The 21,179-nt window shown below is 63.6% G+C and carries 21 protein-coding genes; 4 read left to right on the plus strand and 17 right to left on the minus strand.

Annotation, left to right across the window (positions count from 1 at the left end; translation table 11 throughout):
• Positions 1-83 precede the first annotated feature (83 nt).
• Positions 84-935, plus strand: a complete 852-nt coding sequence (gene mazG, locus ACE3PR_RS16775; protein ID WP_374374267.1) for a nucleoside triphosphate pyrophosphohydrolase — start codon at positions 84-86, stop codon at positions 933-935.
• Positions 936-1,029: 94 nt separating this feature from the next.
• Here the strand turns inward: mazG and ACE3PR_RS16780 are convergent, their stop codons facing one another.
• The 16 genes from ACE3PR_RS16780 to ccsA all read right to left on the minus strand — a co-directional run bounded on the left by ACE3PR_RS16780 (position 1,030) and on the right by ccsA (position 18,208).
• Positions 1,030-1,557, minus strand: coding sequence for a MarR family winged helix-turn-helix transcriptional regulator (locus ACE3PR_RS16780; protein ID WP_374374270.1), 528 nt, complete (start codon positions 1,555-1,557; stop codon positions 1,030-1,032).
• Positions 1,554-2,456, minus strand: coding sequence for an arginase family protein (locus ACE3PR_RS16785; protein ID WP_374374273.1), 903 nt, complete (start codon positions 2,454-2,456; stop codon positions 1,554-1,556). Before ACE3PR_RS16785 ends, ACE3PR_RS16780 begins: the two co-directional genes overlap by 4 nt.
• 440 nt (positions 2,457-2,896) lie before the next feature.
• The gene (gene nhaA, locus ACE3PR_RS16790; RefSeq protein ID WP_374374276.1) at positions 2,897-4,141 is read right to left on the minus strand and encodes a Na+/H+ antiporter NhaA; all 1,245 of its coding nucleotides are present in this window, start codon (positions 4,139-4,141) and stop codon (positions 2,897-2,899) included.
• A gap of 186 nt (positions 4,142-4,327) precedes the next feature.
• Entirely contained in the window at positions 4,328-5,194 is an 867-nt protein-coding gene (locus tag ACE3PR_RS16795) for an NAD(P)-dependent oxidoreductase (RefSeq protein ID WP_374374279.1), read from the minus strand.
• Between the two features lie 117 nt (positions 5,195-5,311).
• Positions 5,312-6,130 (minus strand): inositol monophosphatase, encoded by an 819-nt coding sequence (locus ACE3PR_RS16800; protein ID WP_374374282.1) that lies wholly within the window; start codon positions 6,128-6,130, stop codon positions 5,312-5,314.
• Positions 6,127-6,384 carry a hypothetical protein gene (locus tag ACE3PR_RS16805; protein ID WP_374374285.1) on the minus strand — a complete coding sequence of 86 codons (258 nt, stop codon included), beginning with the start codon at positions 6,382-6,384 and terminating at the stop codon, positions 6,127-6,129. The genes ACE3PR_RS16800 and ACE3PR_RS16805 overlap by 4 nt, the downstream gene beginning before the upstream one ends.
• Positions 6,381-7,754 carry a GTPase HflX gene (hflX, locus tag ACE3PR_RS16810; RefSeq protein WP_374374288.1) on the minus strand — a complete coding sequence of 458 codons (1,374 nt, stop codon included), beginning with the start codon at positions 7,752-7,754 and terminating at the stop codon, positions 6,381-6,383. The genes ACE3PR_RS16805 and hflX overlap by 4 nt, the downstream gene beginning before the upstream one ends.
• A gap of 141 nt (positions 7,755-7,895) precedes the next feature.
• Positions 7,896-8,147: an RNA chaperone Hfq gene (gene hfq, locus ACE3PR_RS16815; RefSeq protein WP_133614075.1), complete on the minus strand. Its 252-nt coding sequence runs from the start codon at positions 8,145-8,147 to the stop codon at positions 7,896-7,898.
• Positions 8,148-8,345: 198 nt separating this feature from the next.
• Positions 8,346-8,996, minus strand: a complete 651-nt coding sequence (locus ACE3PR_RS16820) for an HAD family hydrolase (RefSeq protein WP_374374292.1) — start codon at positions 8,994-8,996, stop codon at positions 8,346-8,348.
• Positions 8,993-9,859 carry a D-amino-acid transaminase gene (locus tag ACE3PR_RS16825; RefSeq protein ID WP_374374295.1) on the minus strand — a complete coding sequence of 289 codons (867 nt, stop codon included), beginning with the start codon at positions 9,857-9,859 and terminating at the stop codon, positions 8,993-8,995. The genes ACE3PR_RS16820 and ACE3PR_RS16825 overlap by 4 nt, the downstream gene beginning before the upstream one ends.
• A 36-nt stretch (positions 9,860-9,895) precedes the next feature.
• Positions 9,896-11,323, minus strand: coding sequence for a sigma-54-dependent transcriptional regulator (locus tag ACE3PR_RS16830; RefSeq protein WP_374374298.1), 1,428 nt, complete (start codon positions 11,321-11,323; stop codon positions 9,896-9,898).
• Positions 11,324-11,339: 16 nt separating this feature from the next.
• The gene (locus ACE3PR_RS16835; protein WP_374374301.1) at positions 11,340-13,664 is read right to left on the minus strand and encodes an ATP-binding protein; all 2,325 of its coding nucleotides are present in this window, start codon (positions 13,662-13,664) and stop codon (positions 11,340-11,342) included.
• A 38-nt stretch (positions 13,665-13,702) separates the two neighbouring features.
• Positions 13,703-15,145 carry a nitrogen regulation protein NR(I) gene (ntrC, locus tag ACE3PR_RS16840; RefSeq protein ID WP_374374303.1) on the minus strand — a complete coding sequence of 481 codons (1,443 nt, stop codon included), beginning with the start codon at positions 15,143-15,145 and terminating at the stop codon, positions 13,703-13,705.
• Positions 15,146-15,152: 7 nt separating this feature from the next.
• Complete coding sequence (locus ACE3PR_RS16845; RefSeq protein ID WP_374374306.1) at positions 15,153-16,322, minus strand: nitrogen regulation protein NR(II); 1,170 nt, start codon at positions 16,320-16,322, stop codon at positions 15,153-15,155.
• On the minus strand, positions 16,319-17,305 hold the full coding sequence (gene dusB / locus ACE3PR_RS16850) for a tRNA dihydrouridine synthase DusB (protein WP_374374309.1): 987 nt from the start codon (positions 17,303-17,305) through the stop codon (positions 16,319-16,321). Before dusB ends, ACE3PR_RS16845 begins: the two co-directional genes overlap by 4 nt.
• 105 nt (positions 17,306-17,410) lie before the next feature.
• Positions 17,411-18,208 (minus strand): cytochrome c biogenesis protein CcsA, encoded by a 798-nt coding sequence (gene ccsA / locus ACE3PR_RS16855; RefSeq protein ID WP_374374311.1) that lies wholly within the window; start codon positions 18,206-18,208, stop codon positions 17,411-17,413.
• 64 nt (positions 18,209-18,272) lie between these two features.
• Here ccsA and ACE3PR_RS16860 point away from each other — a divergent pair, with 64 nt between their 5' ends.
• Genes ACE3PR_RS16860 through ACE3PR_RS16870 form a run of 3 tightly spaced genes read left to right on the plus strand, consistent with a single transcriptional unit; the run spans position 18,273 to position 20,746 of the window.
• Entirely contained in the window at positions 18,273-19,466 is a 1,194-nt protein-coding gene (locus tag ACE3PR_RS16860) for a bifunctional 2-C-methyl-D-erythritol 4-phosphate cytidylyltransferase/2-C-methyl-D-erythritol 2,4-cyclodiphosphate synthase (RefSeq protein ID WP_374374313.1), read from the plus strand.
• Between the two features lie 15 nt (positions 19,467-19,481).
• On the plus strand, positions 19,482-19,949 hold the full coding sequence (locus tag ACE3PR_RS16865) for a CinA family protein (protein ID WP_374374315.1): 468 nt from the start codon (positions 19,482-19,484) through the stop codon (positions 19,947-19,949).
• The gene (locus ACE3PR_RS16870) at positions 19,946-20,746 is read left to right on the plus strand and encodes a hypothetical protein (protein ID WP_374374317.1); all 801 of its coding nucleotides are present in this window, start codon (positions 19,946-19,948) and stop codon (positions 20,744-20,746) included. The genes ACE3PR_RS16865 and ACE3PR_RS16870 overlap by 4 nt, the downstream gene beginning before the upstream one ends.
• Here ACE3PR_RS16870 and ACE3PR_RS16875 read toward each other — a convergent pair.
• The gene (locus tag ACE3PR_RS16875) at positions 20,728-21,177 is read right to left on the minus strand and encodes a type II toxin-antitoxin system RatA family toxin (RefSeq protein ID WP_374374319.1); all 450 of its coding nucleotides are present in this window, start codon (positions 21,175-21,177) and stop codon (positions 20,728-20,730) included. The genes ACE3PR_RS16870 and ACE3PR_RS16875 overlap by 19 nt on opposite strands.
• Positions 21,178-21,179 lie beyond the last annotated feature (2 nt).

Raw genomic sequence — 21,179 nt, forward strand, 5'->3', positions numbered from 1 at the left:
GCCGGAACGGCACAAATGCCATTTCTCGATAGGCCGATCCGATTTGGCTATAGTGCGGCGCCAGCCTCTCAGGAATCATCCGCATGACCGACGCCGCCACCGAACTCGACCGCCTTCTGGAGATCATGGCGCGCCTGCGCGATCCCCAGGGCGGCTGCCCCTGGGACCTCGAACAGGATTTCCGCTCGATCCTGCCCCACACGATCGAGGAGGCCTATGAGGTCGCCGATGCGATCGAGAGCGGCGACATGCAGGCCCTCGTCGGCGAACTCGGCGATTTCATGTTCCAGGTCGTCTTCTATGCCCAGATGGCCAAGGAGGCCGGGCATTTTGCGATGGTGGATGTCCTCAAGGCCATCAACAACAAGATGATCGAGCGGCATCCCCATGTCTTCGGCGCGGCCGAGATCAACACTGCCGCCGCCCAAACCGTGGCCTGGGAGACCCAGAAGGCCCATGAACGGGCGAAGGTGGCGGCATCGGAAGGCCGCGCGCCCTCGGCCCTTGACGGTGTCATCAGCGCACTCCCAGCCCTCACCCGTGCCGACAAGCTGCAGAAGCGCGCCGCGCGCGTCGGTTTCGATTGGCGCGATGCCGGCGAGGTGGTGGCCAAGATCGAGGAAGAGATCGACGAGGTGCGGGCCGAGATCGCCGGTAACGACAAGGCAAAGCTCGACGAGGAGATCGGCGACCTGCTCTTTGCCGTCACCAATCTCGCCCGGCATCTGGAGATCGAACCCGAGGGCGCGCTTCGGCGTGCCAATGCCAAGTTCGAGCGCCGCTTCCGCCGGGTCGAGGAGATCCTGAAAGCGGACAACCTCGACCCGGTGAAAGCCGGTCTCGACCGCATGGAAGAAGCCTGGAACGCGGTCAAGCTGGAAGAACGTCTCAGTATTGGTCGCGGCGGCGGCACAGGTGCAAAATCAAGGCGTTGATCAAGGCCTCGATGGCTGTGGCGAAGGCAAGATGACCCATGGCAGATTCTCCTCTGCGCTGAACATGCGTTGATGTTTTGGGTAGAGCGGTCTTCTACGCCGCTTTTTTGCAGCCCGGTGTCAGCGGGCAGCGATCCTCTGGACAGGCCTGGTCGTCGCACAGACGGCAGGCCGTATCGGAGGCGATTTCGTCATTCTCTTTGGCGATGCCGTGCAGCATCTTTTCCATCAATCCGGAGAACGTCTGGCGTTCAGCTTCGGACAAGGCGCCGAGGGCATGGAGCAGGACCTTCTCGCGCCCCAGCAGCACGGCCTTCACCGTCCGCTCGCCGGCCGGCGTCAGCGCCAGGGGGCGCGCGCGGCGGTCGATGCCTTGCCGACGCTCGACCCGCCCTTCCTTCTCCAGCCGATCGACCAGGCGCACGGTACCCGGCTGCGACAGACGCAGGATCTTGGCCAGGCGGTCGACGGTGATGCCCGGCGACTGCCCCAACACCACCAGCGCCGCGCAATCGCTTTCGCAAATATCGGTGAGCGCATCCATCTCGCGATTGACCGCGTCCATGGTCACCAGAGCGAGCGCGCCGAAGAGATTGGCGGTACGGGTATCGGCCTTCTTCATCGCGTCTTGTCCTCCAGGGCATCTATCAGCAAACCCGCCAGGCGGCGCCCGGCATGATAGCCCGGATCCTTCTCCGGGTTGTAGCAGGCGACGGAGAGGCCCATGAGCTGGGGCGATGCTGCCAAGCCTTTGACCAGATTCGCGAAATTCTCCCAGGAGAGGCCATCCGGCTGCAGGTAATCGGTGGCTGGAAAGATCTCCGGATCAAGAATGTCGACATCGATCGCCAGCCAGAAGGGCCGCGCCGCCGCCTCGAATTTGCTGCGCACGTGTTGCGCAACATGAGAACCGCCATCCACGTGAATATCGTCGTGAGTCCACATCGCCACCGCCGGGGTGAAATCAGCCGGCAGGACCGAGCCGCGGCTGGCTGCGTCGTCGTGATCGCGCGGGCCGATGAGGGCTACGTCCTCGGGCCGCAAACTGGCACCGCCCGCCGCCGCCATCCAGGCCGCCGGGCCCTTGCCGAGCGCGGTCGCAAGCGGCATGTCCGCCCCCTCGCCCGTCGGCGACGTCTCACCGTCATAAAGATCGAGATGGCCATCGAGATAGGCGACACCAATGCAACCCAGGGCGTCGCGCATGCCGGCGAGCGCGCCCACCACCTGGGTGCAGCAGCCGCCCAGCAGGATCGGCCGCCGGCCCTTGCCATAGAGGTCGGCGATCTCGCGCCGCAATGTCCGGGTAACGGCGATGACCTCGTCGCTGCCGATGATCCCGGTTTCACCGTCCCGCCGGCGGTCACGGATCATGTCGGGCACATCGCCGCGATCCTCGCCGCTCACCCGCCGCCAATCCGCCATGGCGCGCAGGATGCCCGGGCTGAGCTCGGTCCCGCCCGCGCCACCTACGGAATCAATCGGGGCGCCGATAAGGGTGAATGGCTTGGGGGAAGACATGCTGAACTCCCTGATCCACGAAGTTCAAACATTATATGCGTGATGCATGCATATGTCAAAAAGAGATTTGGATGACCAGTAAAATTATATTTATCAATTAGATATATTGTTTTATTAATGTAATTAGGTAGTAGAAGAAGAAAATACCACGCTCTGCTCGCACCCCAATGCGGGCGCAAGCGGAGCGTGGCAGAGCAAGAAAGCGCTAGTCTACCTGCTCTGAAACACGGCCATCGCGCGCTCTGAACCCGTTCCGGTCAGCCCATTCGATCGGTTTCGGCGCACAGGCCTCCAAGAGCATTGCCGCTGCAAAAACGAGCAGCCAGGCAGCCGATGCAAGTCTCATGATGCCCTCCTTTCGAGAGTCATGTGACGATCCGGTCACCCGCCCGGTACGACCGGCAGATTACGCCCCGGCATCCCGGTCCTGAAATAGGAGGCTAATCGGCGCTTCCAGGGGAATTTCGGCCCACCCGCTTTTCGTATTCGGGTTCGGGGCCGATGAAGGGGTGGGTTTGGTCCCTGCCCCGGGTTCTGCTGGCGCGCCCCAGAGAGTTGGCGAGGATCACGAGGCCGGCCACCGCGGCCACGATCGAGCCGGCATAGACGCCGACACGGACCGGCGCTGCCAGCGCCGGATCGCTGAAGGCGAGTGCGCCGATGAAGAGGCTCATGGTGAAGCCGATGCCGGCGACGAAGCCCAGGCCGATCATGTCCGGGAGGTCGCCCGGGATGCGGGCGCGGAGCAGCTTCGCAGCGATATAGGTCATCAGGGTGATGCCGATGGGTTTGCCCAGCGCAAGCCCGATCCCCGCCCCGAGGGCCACGGGATGCAACAGGACGTCGACGAAGCCGGCCGCGAAAGAGACGCCCGCGGCCGAGAGGGCGAAGACCGGCATGACGCCATAGAGCACCCAGGGTCGCAACATGTGCTCGGCATCATGGAGCGGCGACCCGCCATCCCTGTCGCGAAGGGGAATGGACGCGGCGGCCAGAACGCCGGCGATGGTCGGATTGACGCCCGAATTCTGCATCGAGACCCAGAGCGGCAAGGCCAGCATGGCATAAGCGCCGATATTGCGGACCTTCAAGCGATTGAGGACCATCATGAGCGCGAACCAACCGGCTGCCCAGCCCAGCCATTCGACCTGCAGGCCGCTCGTATAGACGAAGGCAACGATCAGAATGGCACCGAGATCGTCCACCACGGCAACGGCGAGGAGAAAGGCCTTGAGCGGCGCCGGGACGCGATTGCCGAGGAGCGAGAGAACCCCCAAAGCAAAGGCGATGTCGGTGGCCGAGGGAATGGCCCAGCCGGCCACATATTCGCCTGTGCCGGCAAGCGCCAGATAGATCAGGGCCGGCACGATCATGCCGCCGGCGGCACCAGCGATGGGCAAGGAAGCGGCGCGGAGATTGGCCAACTGGCCCTCGAGCAATTCGCGCTTCAGCTCGAGCCCGGCAAAGAAGAAGAAGATCGCCATCAGGGCGTTCTTGACCCAATAGGCGAGCGGCATTTCGATGCTGCCGGCGCCGAAGGCGACGATTCCCTTGGTCTTCAGCAGATATTCGTAATCCGGGCCGAGCGGCGAGTTGGCAATAATGAGCGCCGTCGCCGCGCAGGCCACCAGCACCAGACCGGGAATGGCGTCTTTCGGGAGGGATTTCGGGAAAGACAGTGCCATCACTCGCTCCAAAAAATACGAAAGCATCGTCTGTCGAGCCAATCGGCAAACGTTGCAGGAAGAACGGCGAATCCCTTGGAATCCCCTCGTGAAGATATAGGGCCACCAAGCCCCGATTCAAACGAAACCGGCCAGAGATAGGAGCAACGGCCTAGACTTCGCGCTGTAATCGGCCAATGCGATCGTTCAGGGATTGGTGAGCGGGTGCATGAGGGACGAGGTGTCCCAGCGGCCGCCACCGCGCTTCTGGACGCGGGCGTAAAACTGATCGACCAAAGCCGTCACCGGAAGCTGAGCGCCGTTGCGCTTGGCTTCGGCGAGGCAGATGCCGAGATCCTTGCGCATCCAATCGACGGCGAAGCCGAAGTCGAACTTGCCGTCGAGCATCGTGTTGGCGCGGTTCTCCATTTGCCAGGATTGCGCGGCGCCCTTTGAGATCACCTCGACCAGCTTGGCGCCGTCGAGCCCGGCTTGCTGCGCAAAGTGCATGCCCTCGGCGAGGGCCTGAACCAGCCCGGCGATGCAGATCTGGTTGACCATCTTGGCGAGCTGGCCCGAACCCGCTGTACCCAGCAGGACGCAGGCGCGGGCATAGGCATCGATCACGGGCTTGGCGCGGTCGAAATCTTTCTCGACACCGCCCACCATCACGGTGAGCTTACCGTTCTCGGCACCCGCCTGGCCGCCGGAGACAGGTGCATCCAGAAATCCCAGGCCGGCCTCGCGCGCCGCTGCGTCGATCTCGCGGGCGACTTCGGCCGAGGCGGTCGTGTGATCGACAAAGAGCGCCCCGACACTCATCCCGGCGAGCGCGCCGTCCGGGCCATAGACGACCGAGCGCAGATCGTCATCGTTGCCGACGCAGGCAAAGACGATCTCGGCGCCTTTGGCGGCGGTGGCCGGTGTCAGCGCCGCGGTGCCGCCATAGGTTTCGACCCATTTGGCAGCGCGCGACGAGGTGCGGTTATAGACCGTGACGTCGTGCCCTGCCCGCTTCAGATGGCCCGCCATGGGGAAGCCCATCACGCCGAGGCCCAGGAATGTCACTTTCATCGTCACGTCTCCCTTCATTTCCTTTTTCGTCATTGCCGGGCTTGACCCGGCAATCCACTCTTTGACGTCTATCAGTGGATGCCCGGGTCAAGCCCGCGCATGACGCTGCATTTAAGTCTACTCGTCCCGGAACAGCCGGTCATGAATGTCGCGCCAGATGTTTCGGCTGGTGGCAGAGAGGATGCCGGTGCTGGTCAAAGCCAGGCTGGGACGATAGCTTTCGTCAGCACGAATATAGCCGATATGGCCGCCGAGCTCGCGCACGATCATGGCACCGGGTGCGTGATCCCAGGGCATGATGCCACTGAAGAAAGCGAAATCGATCTCGCCCTTGGCCATGCGCACATAATCAATGCCGGCGGCGCGCGCACTTTTCACCTGGGTCACCGAGGCGCGGCGGCGATCCACCATTTGAGCGATACCGGGCGCACCGCGTTGGCCATAGGCAAGGATGCCCTTTGCCTCGGTGGTTGGCGGTGTGAAGCGGGCGACAGGTTGGCCGTTGATGGTAACCCCCGCACCCTTGCGGGCAATGGTCATCTCGCCGCTCACCGGGTGATAGATCCAACTGGCCAAGATGTCGTCCGCCAGGACCAAAGCCAGCATGGAGACGAAACCCTCCTGCCCACTGGCGAAATTGCCGGTGCCGTCGATCGGGTCGACCACCCAGACCGGTGCCGGCTCGGCCAGAGCCTGCATGATATTCGGATTCTCGGCCGTCGCCTCTTCGCCGACGACGACCGAACCGGGCAGCAATTTCATCAGTTCCGGCGTAATCGCCAGTTCGGCGGTTTCATCGGCGATGGTGACGTAATCGCCGGGCGATTTCTGGCGTGTGTCGCCTTCCTTCAGATTGCGGAAGCGCGGCAGGATCTCGACCTCGGCGATCCGGCGGAGAAGATCGGCGACCTTGCCGGTATCGAATTCAATGCTCACTTGCGGCCTTCGATCCATTCGCGGATGTCGTTATCGCTGTGGAGATATTTGTCGCCGGATTGCACATCGAGGGTCGCGGCCAGGCGCAGCAAATGCCACATCTGGGGATCGACCGCCTCGGCATCCTCGCTCTCGATGTTTTCCTGCATCTCGGCCGCCCATTCGGCGGCGGCGAGACGGCTCGACGAGCCGTCGAGGACGGCCAGCAGCAGATCGACCACTTCCTGGCGCGTCGGCACCGGTATCTCGGTCATGCTTGGCTTCCTTTGCTATCTTTGTTTTTTTGCTGGCGGGCGAAACGCTGCACGTCTTCCGGCGACAGGCGCACGGTGAGCTCGGCGAAATCGTCCTCGTCGCGGCGCGAGAGCACTTCGCCATGGGCGTGCAGCCAGGCCATGGCGGCGCCTTCGTCATGGCGCAGGCGATAGGTTTCAACGACGCGCTGGGCGGAGAGGCGCGCATCGACCGCCGCCAGCAGCTCGTCGAGCCCGGCGCCGGTGATGGCCGAGATCGGTTTCAGCCGCGGATCGCGTGCCGCCTGGGCCTGCAAAGCGGCGCGCGCATCGTCGTCGAGAAGGTCGATCTTGTTGAGAATCTCGAACATATTGTCCGTGACCGTGGGGCCCAGGCCGAGGCCCTTCAGCACTGCCTCGACATCGGTTTTCTGACCATCGGTCTCGGGATGGGCGACGTCGCGGACATGCAGGATGACATCGGCCTCGAGCACCTCTTCGAGCGTCGCGCGGAAGGCCGCCACCAATTCGGTCGGCAGATCTGAGATGAAGCCGACCGTGTCCGAAAGAATGATCTCGCGGCCCGTGGCCAGCTTCACACGTCGCATGGTGGGATCGAGCGTGGCAAAAAGCAGATCCGCCGCCATCACCGAGGCCCGGGTCAGGCGGTTGAACAATGTCGATTTGCCGGCATTGGTGTAACCGACCAGGGCCACCACCGGATAGGGCACGCGCTTCCGGGCCTGGCGGTGCAAAGCACGGGTGCGCTTCACATCCTCCAGATCCTTCTTGATGCGGACGATGCGCTCATCGATCAGGCGGCGATCCATTTCGATCTGGCTTTCGCCGGGACCGCCGATGAAACCGAAACCGCCGCGCTGGCGCTCAAGATGTGTCCAGGAACGGACCAGGCGGCTGCGCTGATAGGAGAGTGCCGCGAGTTCGACCTGCATCTGGCCTTCCCGCGTCCGGGCACGTTCGCCGAAGATTTCGAGAATGAGGCCGGTCCGGTCGATGACCTTGACCTTCCATTCCGTTTCCAGATTGCGCTGCTGCACCGGCGTCAAGGCGGCGTCGAAGACGACGAGGCCGATATCATTGGCCTCGATCAGTTCCGCCAGGCGCTCGACATTGCCCATGCCGATGAGGGTGCTGGGGCGCGGATCGTTGACGCGCACGGTCTCGGCCGCCACGACATTGAGGTCGATGGCGCGCGCGAGGCCGCAGGCTTCCTCGAGGCGCGTCTCCGGCGTGCGGCCGCCGCCATATTGCGCGCGGGGGCCGCTCTTGAATGCGGGATGCAGCACCAGAGCGCGGTCGCCATGGCGGATGCCGTCAATGTCGAGATGCGCCCTGGAACTGTCGGCAGACTGATCGATGGTGGCCGTCAATGTCGGACTTTCTTGTGACAGAACATGACCCTCACAAGACGTCATGCCCGGACTTGATCCGGGCATCCACACGATCAACTGCACCAGTGGATTGCCGGGTCAAGCCCGGCAATGACGATTGCGGGCAGGTTGACGCCGTTCTCAACCCTCTTCGCCCTCTTTCTGAGGTTCGAAGAGCTGGATCGGCGTGCCCGGCATGATGGTCGAGATCGCGTGCTTGTAGACCAGCTGGACATGAGAGTCGCGGCGCAGCAGCACGGAGAAATTATCGAACCACGTGACGATGCCCTGCAATTTCACGCCATTGACCAGGAAGATCGTGACCGGGATCTTGTTCTTGCGGATGTTATTGAGGAAGACGTCCTGGACGCTTTGTGATTTTTCATTCGCCATCGTCCTATCCTTTTCTCGTTGGGCCCCTCAATTTTGGGGCCGTTTTTTTATGATTGCCGCATGGGTAGACGACCGCCACGGCCATGTCCGAACGGCGGTACTTCCCCTGCTTGACTTTCGTTAACACAGAACGGGGCGGAAGGAAATCGCCCTTGCCGCCGCAGGCGATGGTCCCCCGATGATGGTCCCCCGGTCCCGTTAACGATTGGCCAGGGCCGCGCGCAAAGCAGCGAGATCCGGGAAGTAATGATCGGGGGCCAATTCGGCGAATTCGCCCTCGGCCGGCGGTTGGGCACGCACCAGAACACCCACGCAACCGGTATTCCGGGCGCAAAGAAGGTCGATATCCGTGTCGCCGATGAACCAGATATGGGCGCCCATGGTCATTTCGCCCGGCACCAGCGCCGCCTCGACATGTTCGCGGGCCGGTTTGTCGCGGGCGGCATCGCCGGCGCCGGCCAGCTTGCGGAAATAGCGGTTCCAGCCCAAAGCGGTGGCTTCGGCGCGGAGAAAGGCGCCCCGCTTGTTGCTGACGACACCCATGTAAAACCCGCTCTCGGCCGCCCAGGCCAGCAACTCCTCGGCGCCCGGGCAGGCCTGGAGGGTATCGATATGCAGCCGTTCATAGGTCGAATAGAAGATTTTCTCGGCCTCCGGCCAGCGTTCGCCGAAGAGGATGGGAAAGCTGTCCCGCATGGAAGCCCGGATGCGCTGTTCGGCCTCGGCGCGGGACCAGGTCGCCTGTCCCATGGCGGCCAGGGTCTCGTTCATGGTGGCATGCAGCACGCCCCAGGAATCGACCAGGGTGTTGTCCCAATCGAAAAGAAGCGCGGTCGGGCGGGAGCTCATTTGGCGGCCCGGATCTGGGCGTCGACATTGGCGACATAAATCTCGCGCAATTGGCGCGTGACCGGGCCGGGTTTGCCGCCGCCGACCACCTCGCCGTCGATCCGCGTCACCGGGAGAACGAAGGCCGAGGAAGAGGTCAGGAAGGCTTCGGCCGCGGCCTTGGCCTCGTCCAAAGTAAAACTGCGCTCGACCAGCCGCAGATTGCGCGTGGCGGCCAATTGCAGGAGCGATTGGCGTGTAATGCCGCCCAGGATCCCCTGCCCCTTCGGATAGGTTACGATCTCGCCGGAATGGGTGACGATCCAGGCATTGGTCGAGGAGCCTTCCGTGACGGCGCCCGCCTCGTCCACCAGCCAGGCCTCGAAGGCGCCGGCTTCGTGGGCGGCCTGCTTGGCGAGGATGTTGGGAAGAAGCGAGAGGGATTTGATGTCGCAACGCTCCCAGCGGATATCCGGCTGCGAGGAGACGGCGACACCGTTCTCCAGAATGGCGGCGCTCGGTGGTTTCAGGCGCTTCGTGGTGATGACGAGGCTGCTCTTGGCCTTGGCCGGGAATTTGTGATCGCGCGGGGCGACGCCACGGGTCACCTGGAAATAGATGATGCCGCGCTCGAGCCCGTTGCGGGCCATCATCTCGCGCAGGATCAGGCGCAGGACCTGGCGACGGACCGGCCAGGCGATCCTGAGCTCGCCCAGGGAATAGCCGAGGCGATCGAGATGCGGTTCCTCGTCGACGAGGACGCCGTCCACCACGGGTACCACTTCATAAACGCCATCGGCGAATTGATAGCCGCGATCCTCGATATGGACTTGCGCGTGATCGTGCGGCACGTAGCGGCCATTGACATAGGCGACGCGGCCCATGGTGATGATTTCCTTTCGCGGATCAGATGAGGGTGGTCAGGAACCGTCCGGCCTGCCGGTGTCGGGACGGCTGCCTTCGGGGCGCTCGTTGGTGTTGATCCCGAGCGAGCGCAGCTTGCGGTGAAGGGCCGAGCGTTCCATGCCGATGAAATTGGCGGTGCGGGAGATGTTGCCGCCGAAACGCGAGACCTGGCTTTCGAGATAGCGGCGCTCGAAGATTTCGCGCGCTTCACGGAGCGGGAGCGACATGACCTCGCTGCCATCGCCATGGGAGGCCGGAGCGATCGAGACGGCGCCGATATCGGGCGGCAGCATGTCGGCGCGGATCACTTCCTCGACCCCGCCCGGTGTCATGATCAGCAGCCAGTCGATGACGTTGCGGAGCTGGCGGACATTACCCGGCCAGTCATAGGCCTGGAGGACAGCCACCGCGTCCTCGGCGAGACGCCGTGCCGGCAAGCCGGTCTGTTCCGAGGCCCGGGCCATGAAGAAATCAAGGAGGGCCACGATGTCGTCGCGCCGCTCGCGCAAGGGCGGCAGGCGCATCGGCACGACATTGAGGCGGTAGAACAGATCCTGCCGGAAGCGCCCGGCGGTCATTTCCGATTGCAGGTCGCGCGCGGTCGAGGCGATGACGCGGACATCGACTTCGATCCGGTGCTTGCCGCCCACCCGTTCGAAGGTCTGTTCCTGGAGAACGCGCAGGATCTTGCCCTGGGTTTCGAGCGGCATGTCGGCCACTTCATCGAGCAGGAGCGTGCCGCCATGGGCCTGTTCCAGGAAGCCGATCTTCATCGCCCCTTCGCCCTCGCCGCTCCGCTCCTGGCCGAAGAGCTCGATCTCCAGCCGGTCGGGATGCATGGTGGCGCAATTGAGGACCACGAAGGGGCCGCCCACGCGCTTGGAGCGGCGGTGCAGAAGCCGCGCCGCCACTTCCTTGCCGCTGCCCGGGGGGCCGGAGAAAAGGACGCGGCTGCCGGTCGGTGCCACCCGTTCGATGGCCAGGCGCAATTGACCGATCGCCTGGGAATTGCCGATGAGATCGCCTTCGGCGCCGGCGCGCTGCTTCAATTCCTCGACCTCGCGCCGGAGGCGCGCCGCCTCGAGCGCCCGCTCGATGGTGAGCAGGAGGCGATCCGATTTGAAGGGTTTCTCGATGAAGTCGTAGGCGCCGTTCTTGATCGCGGTGACGGCGGTTTCGATATTGCCGTGGCCGCTGATCATGATGACGGGAATATCGGGGAATTCGACCTTGAGGATTTCCAGCAGGCCCATGCCGTCGAGGGTCGAATTATTGAGCCAGATGTCGAGGATGATGAGGTTGGCACGGCGGTGGCGCAATTGCGCGAGGGCGGAATCGCTGTCCGCCGCCTCGCGGGTCTGGAACCCTTCATCGCCCAGAATGCCGGCGATCAGGAGCCGGATATCGGCTTCGTCGTCGACGATCAGAATATCGCGCGCCATGTGATCCGATCTCGCCCTAGCGACTGGCGATCTGCAGGCCGGCGGCCGGCGAAGCGGCGACGCTCGGCATGCTGTCCAGCGGGAAAGCCAAAGTTATCTCGGCGCCACCGCCGGCACGATCCGACAGCGACAGGCGCCCGCCGTGATCTTCCATGATTTTCTTGACGATGGCGAGGCCCAGGCCGGTGCCTTTGGACCTTGTGGTGACATAGGGTTCGGTCAAACGCTCGCGTCCCTCTTTGGGCAGGCCCTTGCCGTTATCGGCGACGCTCAACAACAGCGCATCGCCTTCGTTCCTAATCCATAGATGGATATGCCCCGGCGTCAAGGGGGCTTGCGGATCCTGTCCCCGCTCCTCCTCCATGCGGCCTTCGATCGCATCGGCGGCATTCTGCAACAGATTCGTAACGGCGCGGTTGAACTGGCCCGAATCGCACAGGAGGGTCACAGGCAGGCTGGGGAGATCGCTGGTGTACGCGATCGAGGGGTGCGCGCTTTGCTGAAGGAACAATGTCTCGCGGGCGAGTGCAGCCGGGTTCTCGGGCCGCAGAACCGGTGCCGGCATGCGGGCGAAGGCCGAGAATTCGTCCACCATGCGGCCGATATCGCCGACATGGCGGATGATCGTATCGGTGCAGACGGCGAAGGTCTCGACGTCTTCCGTGATCTGCTTCTGATATTTCCGCTTCAGCCGCTCCGCCGAAAGCTGGATCGGTGTCAGCGGATTCTTGATCTCGTGGGCGATGCGCCGCGCGATATCCGACCAGGCTGCCTTGCGCTGGGCAGAAAGCAATTCGGTGACGTCGTCGAAGGTCACGACGAGGCGCATATGCCCCTCCGTCTCTGCCTCGGAGACGACGCGCAGATGGAAGGTCCGGGTCGAACCCTGCCGGTTCATGCTGATCTGGCCGTCCGCGGTGCCGGATTTCCGCTGCTGGGCGAGAGTCACGATTTCCATCATTTCCGGCGCGAAATCCGCCAAAGGCTGGCCGATCCAGGTATCGACGTCGAGGCCCAGCAATTCGGCGGCCGAGCGGTTGGCGAAATCAACTACGCCGGTCTCGGTCAAGCCGATGACCCCGGCCGAGACGCCGGAGAGGATGAGGCCCGTCAGGCGACCGCGATCGTTGAGTTCTCGATTGGCGGAAATGAGCGCCGCCTGCTGGCTCTGCAATTGCGAGACCATGACGTTGAAGGTGCGGCTCAAGGCCGACAATTCATCCTCGCGCGCGCCGACCTTGACCCGGGCGGAAAGATCGCCGCCGCCGATCTTCTGCGCGGCGACCGCCAGTCGCGACAAGGGCTTGATCAACTGGCTGGCGGAATGGATCGCGTACCAGATGGCGCCCATAAGCAGCAGCAGGGCAAGGCCGGCGAAGACCACGGCGAAAGTCAATTGCAGGGCCGAACGGTCGCGCTCGAGATGCTGGTAGAGCCGGACCGCGTCCTGGGTTCCACGCACGGCGGAGAGAACCCGCGCATCGATCAGACGGCCGGTATAAAGATAAAGGCCGCCCAGGGGATCGAGCAGCATCAGCGCACGCACCCGGTCGCCGGTCGCCGAGGGCAGGATGAAAACCTCGCCCCGATCGGCATTGGCAAAGGCCTCTTCGGGAATGTCGAGGCTGAATTCCATCAGCAGGCTGTAGCCGCCACGCGCGATGATGCGGCGGCGCTGGTCGATGATCACCGCTTCCGAGAGGCCGCGCATGGTCAGTTCCTGATCGAAGCTGTCCTGAAACTGGTCGGAATTGCTGATGTTGAGCAGCCCGTCCGTCCGCATTTCGTTCGCCAGCGCGAGCGTGTCGTCGCGGATCCGTTCCTGCGATTCGGTCAGATAGGATTGCGCCACATTGAGCGAACTTTCGACCGCGTTCTTGATGCGCTGGGAAAACCACGCATCGAGACCGTAATTGAGAAAGGCCACGGAAAAGACCGAGACGATGACGGTCGGGACGACGGCGATGAGGCCGAACATCAGGACCATCCGCGCATGGAGGCGCGCGCCAGCCAGGCCCTTGCGGCGGCCGATCCACAGGAGGACGGCCCGGCGCGCAATGATGACGGCCAACCCCAGGGAAACTGCCAAATCGCCGGCCAGCAGCCAGGTCACGGCGCGGACCTGCTGCTCGGGGTTCCAGATGTCGCTGACCGCCAGATAGGTCAGCACGCCCAGGATGGCACCCAGCGTCAGCAGCGAAATGGCAAGCTTGCGCTCGAAGCCGACAGCGCGGCCCCATTCGACCAGGCCTTTCAGGAAAGGCTTCCGCTTTGGCCGATCGGCCGCGGGCCGCTCGACAATCGGGGCGCGGTCGGCGCCATCCATTCCGGGCGCTTCCATAGCGCGCTCTTCGGTCACAACTCGCTCACTCCCAAGGACTACCGGTTGCCGCGGGTCGGCTGCAGCTCCAGCTCCTTCAGCTTCTTGCGCAAGGTATTGCGATTGAGGCCCAGAAGGTCAGCCGCCCGGATCTGATTGCCACGGGTCGCTTCCATGGAAATAGAGAGAAGCGGCCGTTCGATCTCATGCAGGATCCGATCATAAAGCCCGCGCGCGGGCAAGGCACCTTCATGGGCATCGAAATAGGCCCGCAAATGCCGCTCGACCGACTGGCCGAGGGTTTCGTCACTGGCCCGGTTGCCGACATTGGCGGCCTGTTCCTGGGCCTTCAATTGCTCGCTGACGATGCGGGCGTCGATGGCCGGCTCGCTGTAGAGCACCGAGATGCGTCGCATCAGATTCTCGAGTTCGCGCACGTTGCCCGGCCAGCGGTGTCGCTTCAGCAAGGTCTGCGCCTCGGGATCCAGAGTCTTGGGCGGCAGCCCCTCGGTCGCGATCTGCTCCAGGAAGTGGCGTGCCAAATCGGGAATGTCCTCCACCCGGTCGCGCAGCGGCGGCAGGGTGATGGGTACGACATTGAGGCGATAATAGAGATCCTCGCGGAAGCGGCCTTGCTGGATGAGCTGCCTGAGGTCGCGATGGGTCGCCGCGACGATGCGGACATCGGCCCGGATCGGGGTGCGGCCACCCACCGGCGTGAACTCGCCCGATTGCAGCACGCGGAGAAGCCGCGTTTGCGCTTCCAGCGGCATGTCGCCGATTTCATCGAGGAAGAGCGTGCCGCCGGTGGCCGCTTCGAATTTGCCGATGCCGCGTTGCACGGCGCCGGTGAAGGCGCCCTTCTCATGGCCGAAAAGTTCGCTTTCAATGAGCTCGCGCGGGATCGCCGCCATGTTGACAGCGATGAACGGTCGATCGCGCCGGCGCCCGAAATCATGGAGGGCCCGCGCCACCAATTCCTTGCCGGTGCCGGATTCGCCGTGAATGAGCGCGGTCATGTCCGTGCCGACCAGGCGCGCCACGACGCGGTAGATTTCCTGCATCGCCGCGGAACGGCCGATGATCGGCAGCTTGTCCTCGGCCGCCGTGCTGGGGGACGGCGTGGTGACGCTGTCGCGCGGGCGCGTCAGCGCGCGTTCGACCGCGGCCGTCAGGGCGCCAAGATCGAAGGGCTTGGGCAGGTATTCAAAGGCACCCCGCTCCGTCGCCTTGATGGCGGTCAGGATCGTGTTCTGGGCGCTCATGACGATGATCGGAATATCCGGGCGTTCCGCCTTGATGCGCGGCACCAGATCGAGGCCGTCGCCATCGGGCATCATGACGTCTGTAACAATAACGTCGCCCTCGCCCCCTTTCACCCATTGCCAAAGGGTGGCGGCATTGGCCGCTGTCTTCACATGATGCCCGCGTTCGGCCAGGGCCTGACTCAGCACCATGCGGATGGCACGGTCGTCGTCAGCCACGAGTACGGTCTTGCTCATCTTTTTCTTATCCTTCGTTCCGCACGTCCGCGATCGGCAGGATGACCGAGAACACGGTCCGTCCCGGCTGGGAGTCGCAATCAATGAGGCCGCCATGATCGTTCACAAGCTTGGCAACCAAGGCCAGGCCCAAACCCTTGCCGCCGGCCTTGCCGCTGACGAAGGGTTCGAACAATTGCGCCTTCAAGGCATCCGGTACGCCGGCGCCATTGTCCTGCACGGTAACGACCAGACCGAGACGGCGGCGCGAGGCGGCGCCGGGCTCGCTTACCGACAAACCCGGGCGGTAGCGCGTGCCGATCTGAATGATGCCGCCCGCAAGCGGCAATGCCTCGGCCGCGTTCTTGAAGAGATTGAGGAAGACCTGGATCAGTTGATCGCGATTGCCGAGAACGGATGGCAGCGAAGGATCGTATTCTTCGCGGAACGTCACATCGCGCCCAAAGCCGGCTTCCGCGAGGCGCCGCACATGGCCCAGCACTTCATGGATGTTGACGGCGCTCATCTGCGCCGGACGGGAATCGGTGAAGACTTCGAGCCCGTTGACGAGGCCGACGATGCGATCGGTTTCCTCGCAGATGAGCTGCGTCAATTGCCGTTCGCTGGGCGAGACCTTGGATTCCAGCAATTGCGCGGCGCCGCGAATACCGGAGAGCGGATTCTTCACCTCATGCGCCAGCATGCCGGCAATGGCCTTGGCTGAGCGCACTGCGTCGCGGCTGACCGCCTGCTGCGCGAGACGCCATTCGAGATCGCGGTCCTGCAGCACGACGGCGACCTGCCCCGAAGCCGCATTGACCATGCCGACATCGATGGCGGCGTGCTCGATCGAGAGGCGCGGCCCGGACAGGGCCATGTCGGATTCACCCACTGCGATCGCCCCTGCCCGGGTCGCTTCGATGAGTTGAAAGAGCGGGCTGTCGGCGGCGATATGATCGCTCAAGGGTTTGTTGACGAGCTGGGCGCGGCTGATCCCCAGCAACGCCTCGGCGGCGCCGTTGAGACTGACCACGTTATTGTTGCGGTCGAGCGAAAAGATCGCGATCGGCAAGGCCTCCAGCAGTGCCAGGCTGTCCGGCAATTGACCAGGCAATAGATGTGGCGCGACGCCGCCTTCGCTTTTTCCTGGCCCAAGTGCCAGCTTCGAGAGTGTTTTCGCTGGCATTGGGTTGGTCATGCGGCCTGACGTTCCAGTTGCGGTTCGTAATACTCACGGATGGCGGCCTTGGCGGCCTGCGGCGTGTCGAGTGTGTTGATGCGGACGCGGAATTCGGCCGAACCGGGCAGACCCTTCGAATACCAGGCGACGTGCTTGCGCGCGATCTTGAGGCCGGTATCGCTGCCGTAATGTTCCAGCATGCCCTCGTAATGCGACATCAGCAATTCGTACTGGCGCCAGAGCGGCGGATCGCCAAGGCGTTCGCCGGTCTTCAAAAATTTGATGACCTGGTTGGGGAACCAGGGGCGGCCATAGGCGCCGCGGCCGATCATCACGCCGTCGGCGCCGGAGAGGTCGAGCGCCTCGCGCGCCTTCTCAACCGTGGTGATGTCGCCATTGACGATGACCGGAATGGACACCGCTTCCTTCACCTTGCGCACGAAGGCCCAATCGGCCTCGCCGGTATAAAGCTGGGCGCGGGTACGGCCATGAATCGTGATCATCTTGATGCCGCTCGCCTCGGCGATACGGGCAAGGTTGGGCGCATTGAGATTGGTCGAATCCCAGCCCATGCGCATCTTCAGCGTCACCGGCAGATCGACCGCGCTCACCGTGCCTTCAAGGATCTTGCCGGCATGCACCTCGTCGCGCATCAGCGCGGAGCCGGCATGTCCGTTGACCACCTTTTTCACCGGGCAGCCGAAATTGATGTCGATGATGGCGGCACCGCGGTCGGCATTGAGCTTTGCCGCCTCGCCCATGACTTTGGGTTCGCAGCCGGCAAGCTGTACCGACATCGGCGCCTCTTCGGCGCAATTCGTCACCATCTTCATGGTCTGGCGGGTCTGCCGGATCATCGCCTCGCTGGCGATCATTTCGGAAACGACCAGCCCCGCACCTTCCTGTTTCACCAGGCGGCGGAAGGGCATGTCGGTCACCCCCGACATCGGCGCGAGGATGACGGGATCCTCGATCTTTATAGATCCAATCAGAATGCTCATTTTTCGGGCAGCCGAAATGTCATGCCTAAATGTTGGGCGATTTCTACCCTGATCTGTCAGAAATGCAACAAAAAAAGCCGCTCTGCCGTCAGGCGTTACCGGAAATCAGCCGATCAACACATCCTTGACGAATTTTACGCCCGGATAACCCAGGGTTAGCAGCAAATAGCCGACCAGGACCCAGCGGGCGGCCCGCCGGCCACGCATCCCGGTGATTCGATGGACGACCAGAAGCGTGACGAGGACAAGAAAGGCGAGGATCGACAGCAGGACCTTGTGGCTGAGTTCCAGCCAGGTGCCGTTACCCATGAGCGAATTGGCAAAGCCGCTGGCCAGGGCCGCAGCCATGAACGCCGCTGCCCAGGCGAGGAGCTTGATCTGGAGATCCTCGGCGGTGGAGAGCGGCGGCAGGGTCTTTTCCGACCAGCCCGTCCGGCGGCGCTTCAGGGCGCGTTCCTGGATCAGGACGGCGAGGCCGGCGATGGCCCCGATGGTCAGGACGCCATAGCTGGCCAGGGCCAGCAGGACATGGACCTGGAACCAGGCGGCGGAGCCAATTTCCGGCGCCGCCTCGGCATAGGCGCTGAACAGAAGCGCGATCAAGCCCAATCCGATGAGATAGGGGAGCAGCAGGGCGCTGAGGCGGTAGGCCTCGGCATTGACGATGGCGACACAGATGAAGACCATGAGCGACACCGCCATGCTGGCCCAGAGAGCGGCGCTGAAGCCGGCCTGCCAGCCGTCAGTGACGCTGCGGCCGAAGACGCCGAAACAGATGACGGCGCAGCCCAGCAGCAGCATCCAGAAATGGATATTGCGCTGCAGCCGCGCGGAGAGCGCCGTCGCCGTCAGTGGCAGGAGGGACAGAAGACCGATGATTTGCAAGGATATATGGCTCGACATGGCGCGCATTATGGTGAGGCACCGCCCCCTTGGCAAACCACATCGGATAGCCTAGAGAGCGGTCATGTCGTCGCACCCCAAAGTCCCCCGCACCATCGCCCTGATCGTCGCCGCCGGCTCCGGCAGCCGCATGGGCCAGGATCTGCCCAAGCAATACCTGACCCTGGGCGGAAAGCCGGTTCTGCGGCATTGCCTGGAAGCCTTTATGGCCCATCCGGGGATCAGCGGCGTGCGGGTGGTGATCAACGCATCTTTCCGCGATCTTTATGACCAGGCCGCCGCGGGGCTCGATCTGCTGGCACCGGTCGCGGGCGGCAAGACCCGGCAGGAATCGGTGCGCCTGGGTCTTGAAAGCCTCGCCGACGAAGCGCCGGATTATGTGCTGATCCACGATGCGGCGCGCCCCTTCATCGATGCCGGGACGATCGACCGCACCATCGACGCCCTCGCCCGCCATGCCGGCGCCCTGGTTGCTGTGCCGGTGGTGGATACGCTGAAACGCGGGCGCGCGGATGGGGACGTCACCTTCAGCGGTATGACGGTCGATCGGGCCGGTCTCTACCGGGCGCAGACGCCGCAGGGTTTCCGCTTCGGCGCCATCCTGAGCGCGCATCGCGAAGCCGCGCATGCTGGCCCCGAGATGACCGACGATGCCGCCGTCGCCGAAGCGGTGGGACTGGACGTCGTGCTGGTGACGGGGCATGAAAACAACTTCAAGATCACCAATCCCGCCGATCTGGCGCGGGCGGAGCGTTTGATGAGCCAAGAGATGGAATACCGCACTGGAAACGGTTTCGACGTGCACCGCCTCATTCCCGGCGACGGCGTCATCATGTGTGGCGTCACGATCCCTTATCACCAGAAGCTGGAAGGCCATTCCGACGCAGATGTCGGCATGCATGCATTGACCGATGCGATCCTGGGTGCCATCGGCGCCGGCGATATCGGCCAGCATTTCCCGCCTTCGGATCCGCAATGGCGCGGGGCACCGTCGTGGAAGTTCCTGGCGCATGCGCAAAAGCTGGTCAGCGACAAGGGCGGCCGCATCGCCCATTGCGACATCACCATCATCTGCGAGAAGCCAAAGGTCGGCCCGCATCGCGCCGCCATGGCCGCGAAGCTCGCCGAACTTTTGAACCTCAGCCTCGACCGTATCAGCGTCAAGGCAACGACGACCGAACAATTGGGCTTCACCGGGCGCGGCGAAGGCATCGCCGCCCAGGCGACGGCCACGGTGGCTCTTCCCATCCACGACTAGACGAACGAGGCTTTCATGGACGTCGCCGCCCTCCTCGACCTCTACCGGCAGAACGGGCTGAAGATCGCGACGGCCGAAAGCTGCACCGGCGGGCTCATCGCGGCGACACTGACCGCCGTGCCGGGATCGTCGGACGTGTTCGAGCGAGGCTGGGTAACCTATTCCAATGCCGCAAAATCGGAAAATCTCGGCGTGCCGCCGGATCTCATCGCCGACAAGGGCGCCGTCAGTTCGGAAGTGGCCGAGGCGATGGCGCGCGGCGTGTTGCACCGGGCGCAGGCCGATGTCGCCGTCTCGGTCACCGGCATTGCCGGGCCCGGTGGCGGTTCGGCGGAAAAACCGGTCGGCCTTGTCTTCATCGGCCTTGCCCGCAAGGACGGTTGGTCCCAGGTCGAACGCTGCGAGTTTCCCGGCACGCGCGACGATGTGCGGCGCCGTGCCGTGGCGCGGGCACTGGCGCATCTCGCCACCGCGATTGAATGAGACTCCTCGGCATCGATTTCAGCGGTGCCAGCGATGCGGGTGCCAAGATCTGGATTGCGACGGCCAGACGCCATGATGGGCCGCTGACGATCGATGATTGTCGGCCGGCGATGGCCCTGCCGGACGGTGCCAAAGCGCCGGAAGTCGCCCTGGCGGCTTTGCGGCGCTATATCATCGAGGAGCCGGAAACCATTGCCGGCTGCGACTTCCCTTTCAGCCTGCCCCTGGATCTGGTCGGGGCCAAAGATTGGCGGAGGTTTGCTCTCGATTTCACACGGCGTTATCCGACGCCGCTCGATTTCCACGACCTCTGCCATCAGGCGACCGGCGGTCTCGAGGTGAAGCGGCGCACCGACAAGGAAGACCGGACGCCGTTCAATTCCTTCAACCTGCGCCTCTACCGACAGACCTGGTGGGGCATCGGCCACCTGCTGGCGCCGCTCGTCGCACGGGACGAGGCATGGGTCTGGCCGCAAATGCCGCGACAGGAAACGAAACCCTTGCTGGTCGAAGTTTGTGCAGCCTGTTCCCTTATCCGCCTCGATCACTATCCAAGTTATAAGGGGCGCACGCCCAAGCACCGCAAGGCACGCGCCGGCATTCTCGATCTGCTGGTCGCACGCGGGTGGCTGGCGCCGCCGAAACGCGGCCTGCGCTCGCTGCTGCTGGACAATACCGGCGGTGATGCGCTGGACGCGGTGATCGGCGCCGTCGCCGTCAACCGCGCCGATCTCTCGCGCCGGCCCGACCGGATCGACCGGCTGGAAGGACGCGTGTTCTACGAACTGGAACCGTAAAGCTGCTCGGCGCGGCTTTCAAACGCCGCCACCATGCGCTTCACCGCTTCATGGAACAGGACGCCGATCAATTTCTGTAGCATCACCGATTTGAATTCGAATTCGAGATAGAAGCCGATGCGGCAATGGCCTTCCGGCGTGGGTTCAAAGGTCCAGTGGTTCTTGAGATACTTGAACGGGCCGTCGATGAACTCGACATCGATGCGGTTCTCCGCCCGGTTGAGCCAGACGCGGCTGGTGAAACGTTCGCGCACCATCTTGAAGCCGATCATGAGATCGGCGAGCAGCATGTCCGGGCGCTGCTCGCGGATGCGGGCACCGGTACACCAGGGCAGGAATTCGGGATATTTGGCGACATCGGCCACCAGATCGAAAATCTGATCCGGCCGATAGGGAAACACACGCTCCTCATGATGAACCTTGGCGCTCATGA

The organism is Dongia sp. (assembly GCF_041909655.1).
Classification (GTDB): Bacteria; Pseudomonadota; Alphaproteobacteria; order Dongiales; family Dongiaceae; genus Dongia.